The following is a 4,113-nucleotide window of genomic DNA, read 5'->3' as shown; positions in this document are numbered from 1 at the left end:
CTCTGCAGCGGGAGGCGAATTCTACAGCGTTACACGCTGCTGTCAACACCTCTTTTTCAACTTCCTTTTGGCTTCGATGAACTGAAGCAACCTGCCGCCGAAACCTACATAACTCATTGAACCTCAAGGAGTTTTCCGTTTCGACTGCGCCGGAAGTGGGGCGAATTATAGACATCTCAAATCTGCCGTCAACCGTTAATTTCGCTTTTCTTTCAAACACTTGCAGATTGGTTAAATAACGACCAAATGCACCTATATATAGGAAGCAAACGTGATCCCTTCTATATAGAAGGGATCTTTAGAGCACCCCAGCCGCCTTCAACTCTGCCACCGCACCCGCGCCCAAGCCCAGCACACCCTGCAGAACCTCAAGCGTATGCTCACCCAACAAAGGCGGGGCACGACGATACTCAACCGGTGTCTGCGACATACGGATAGGACTGGCCACCTGCGGCACCATTCCCGCCAGTGCGTGCGGCAGCTCTATCGCCAGACCACGCGCCTTCACCTGCGGATCCTCGAATACCTGCGACAGATCATTGATCGGCCCACAAGGCACACCCGCCTGCTCCAACTCGGCAACCCATTCGGCAGTCGTCTTGAACACCGTCGCCTGGCGAATCAGCGGGATCAACACCGCCCGGTTCGCGACGCGCAGTTTATTAGTAGCAAACCGTGGATCGTCAGCCCACTGCGACTGCCCCGCCACTTCGGCAAACTTTCGGAACTGCCCGTCATTACCCACGGTAAGAATGAAATCACCATCAGCCGTAGGAAAGTCCTGATAAGGCACGATATTCGGATGCGCATTACCCAGACGCTTAGGCGCATTGCCCGTGGTCAGATAATTCATCGCCTGGTTAGCTAGACACGCAACCTGCACATCCAGCAACGCCATATCGATGTGCTGACCACCACCGTCGTGATCGCGATGAGCCAACGCCGCAAGAATCGCGACAGTCGAATAAAGCCCCGTGAGGATATCCGTCAGTGCCACACCGACCTTCACAGGCCCGGCACCTTCATCACCCTCGGGACGACCGGTCAGACTCATCAGCCCGCCCAGCCCCTGAATCATGAAGTCATAGCCAGCGCGCTTGGCATAAGGCCCGGTCTGGCCGAACCCGGTAATCGAGCAATAGATCAAGTTCGGATTGATCGCCTTCAGCGACTCATAGTCCAGCCCATAAGCCGCCAGACCACCGACCTTGAAGTTCTCGATAAGGATGTCCGACTTGGCCGCCAACTCGCGCACCAGCTTCTGCCCCTCAGGACGGGTGAAGTCGATGGTCACCGATTGCTTGTTGCGGTTGGCCGACAGGTAATAAGCCGCTTCCGAGGTATTCTCGCCATAAGCGTCTTTAAGGAAGGGCGGCCCCCAGGCGCGAGTGTCGTCACCATTGCCCGGACGCTCGACCTTGATCACCTCGGCGCCAAGGTCGGCGAGGATCTGCCCGGCCCACGGCCCGGCCAACACGCGCGATAAATCCAGTACCCGCAGATGCGACAGCGCGCCCATGGTCGCTCTCCTATTAATAGAACGCCTGCAGACCGGTTTGCGCACGCCCAAGGATCAGTGCGTGAACGTCATGAGTACCTTCATAGGTATTCACCACTTCCAGGTTGACCAGGTGACGGGCCACGCCGAATTCGTCGGAGATACCGTTGCCGCCGAGCATGTCGCGCGCCATGCGGGCGATGTCCAGCGACTTGCCGCAGGAGTTGCGCTTCATGATCGAAGTGATTTCGACCGCAGCAGTACCTTCGTCCTTCATGCGACCCAGGCGCAGGCAGCCTTGCAGGGCCAACGTGATCTCGGTCTGCATGTCGGCCAGTTTCTTCTGGATCAACTGAGTAGCGGCCAATGGGCGACCGAACTGTTGGCGATCCAGCGTGTACTGGCGAGCGGTGTGCCAGCAGAACTCGGCAGCGCCCAGTGCGCCCCAGGAAATGCCGTAGCGCGCAGAGTTGAGGCAGGTGAACGGACCTTTCAGACCGCGCACGTCCGGGAAGATGTTCTCTTCCGGTACAAACACGTTGTCCATGACGATCTCACCAGTGATCGAAGCACGCAGGCCTACTTTGCCGTGAATCGCCGGAGCACTCAGGCCTTTCCAGCCCTTCTCCAGGACGAAACCACGGATGTCGCCGGCATCGTCTTTGGCCCAGACCACGAACACATCGGCGATCGGGCTGTTGGTGATCCACATTTTTGCGCCGGTCAGGCTGTAGCCGCCGTCGACTTTACGTGCACGGGTAATCATCGCACCTGGGTCGGAGCCATGGTTTGGCTCGGTCAGGCCGAAGCAGCCGATCCATTCACCGGACGCCAGTTTCGGCAGGTATTTCTGTTTCTGTGCTTCGGTGCCGAATTCGTTGATCGGCACCATCACCAGCGACGACTGCACGCTCATCATCGAGCGATAGCCAGAGTCGACGCGCTCCACTTCGCGAGCAATCAGGCCGTAGCTGACATAGTTGAGGCCGCTGCCACCGTACTGCTCAGGGATGGTCGCACCCAACAGGCCGACTTCGCCCATTTCGCGGAAGATCGCCGGATCAGTCTTCTCATGGCGGAAGGCTTCAAGAACACGCGGTGCGAGACTCTGTTGAGCGAACTGCTCGGCGGTGTCGCGAATCATGCGCTCTTCTTCAGTGAGCTGTTGATCCAGCAGCAGGGGATCGATCCAGTTGAAGCTAGCTTTACCGCCCATGAGTATGTCCTCGCAAATCGGCTGAATTAACGTGGCATTGATCCTAGGCGTGGTTCGCCGTCGCGGCAAACGAGGATTTCGCATTCTGTTGTGCTAATTTCTCACTCCGAAACGTCGCGAAATGCCTTTTATGCGGCGCATTAGTGAGGTTGACGTACATGCGCAGGAAGATCCCCAGCACCACGGCCCTGATCAGCTTTGAAGCCGCTGCACGCCACGAGAGCTTTACCCGGGCTGCCGAAGAACTTTCCCTCACCCAGGGCGCCATTTGCCGACAGATCGCCAGCCTAGAGGAGTTCCTCAGCGTGGAACTGTTCCGACGCTCGCGACGCGGGGTGAAGCTGACCGAAGCAGGACTTTCCTACAGTCGTCGGGTCGCCACGCAACTGGACGCAGTGGAGCGCGACACGTTGTCGGTGATGGGCCAGCAAGGCACCAATGTGATCGAGTTGGCGGTGGTGCCAACCTTCGGTACGCAATGGCTGCTGCCGCGCCTCAAGGATTTCCAGCTCAAGCACCCGGAAGTCACGGTCAACCTGACCAACCGCACCCGCCCGTTTCTCTTCGCGGATACCGAATTCGATGCCGCGATCTACTTCGGCGATGCCGACTGGTCAGGTACCGAATCCCATAGGCTGATGGGCGAAAATCCGATGCCGGTGTGCAGCCCCGCCCTACTCGGCAACAAGACGCTTCTGACCGCCGACGAGATTGCCGAACTACCGCTGCTGCAACAGACCACCCGCCCTTACGCCTGGCGCCAGTGGTTCAACTCGCGACACCTGAATATCCCCCGCGACATGACAGGTCCGCGCTACGAGCTATTCTCCATGCTCGCCCAAGCGGCCATGCACGACATGGGCATCGCGCTGATTCCACCGTTCTTGATTCAGCGTGAATTGGCAGAGAAACGCCTGGTGATTGCCAACCCGCAGGCACTCTCCAGCATCAAGGCCTATTACCTGATAATTCCCGAACGAAAGGTCGAATCAGCGTCGTTAAAGGCATTTCGTGATTGGCTGGTAACTCAGGCACAGAGCTACAGCCTAGAAGGATAAAGGCTTACAGCGATAACTAACCCCGTAGTCAGGAAAATCAAAGCCCTACAGATATAAGTAATTGTCGCAATTCGACAGACTGTATCCGAAAGTCGTACAGACGTCCCACAAGCGCCTGACGACGTGGCTTTGAGCCTTCATTGGCGACGCATTGCTGCCTATTCACGCCACCGATGAGAAATTTTTCCATATTCGACCAGAATCCTTACAAGGCACGGCCTGCAAGGGATTCAGCTGGTCATCTGCGACATTCGGTCACGGCATGACTTGTAGTTAATTTTCCGTCACCCGTCATAATCCCTTGAAGGGCATAAAGTTCGCCTGCAAAATGCCGCGCCCCG

Annotated in this window: 3 protein-coding genes; 1 reads left to right on the top strand and 2 read right to left on the bottom strand. The window is 57.3% G+C overall.

Features of this window, described 5'->3' with window-relative positions; genetic code table 11:
• Window positions 1–298: 298 nt before the first annotated feature.
• The gene (locus tag ACIPIZ_RS23235; protein ID WP_064389775.1) at window positions 299–1,519 is read right to left on the bottom strand and encodes a CaiB/BaiF CoA-transferase family protein; all 1,221 of its coding nucleotides are present in this window, start codon (window positions 1,517–1,519) and stop codon (window positions 299–301) included.
• Window positions 1,520–1,532: 13 nt separating this feature from the next.
• Complete coding sequence (locus tag ACIPIZ_RS23230; RefSeq protein ID WP_007953903.1) at window positions 1,533–2,714, bottom strand: acyl-CoA dehydrogenase; 1,182 nt, start codon at window positions 2,712–2,714, stop codon at window positions 1,533–1,535.
• 158 nt (window positions 2,715–2,872) lie between these two features.
• Between ACIPIZ_RS23230 and ACIPIZ_RS23225 the strand changes: the two genes are divergently transcribed.
• Complete coding sequence (locus tag ACIPIZ_RS23225) at window positions 2,873–3,772, top strand: LysR family transcriptional regulator (protein ID WP_401167675.1); 900 nt, start codon at window positions 2,873–2,875, stop codon at window positions 3,770–3,772.
• The last annotated feature ends 341 nt before the right edge of the window (window positions 3,773–4,113 follow it).

This window comes from Pseudomonas sp. NPDC087690, from assembly GCF_044743175.1.
Classification (GTDB): Bacteria; Pseudomonadota; Gammaproteobacteria; order Pseudomonadales; family Pseudomonadaceae; genus Aquipseudomonas.
Note: the sequence above shows the minus strand (reverse complement) of the source record. Positions and strands in the feature narration are given on the sequence as shown.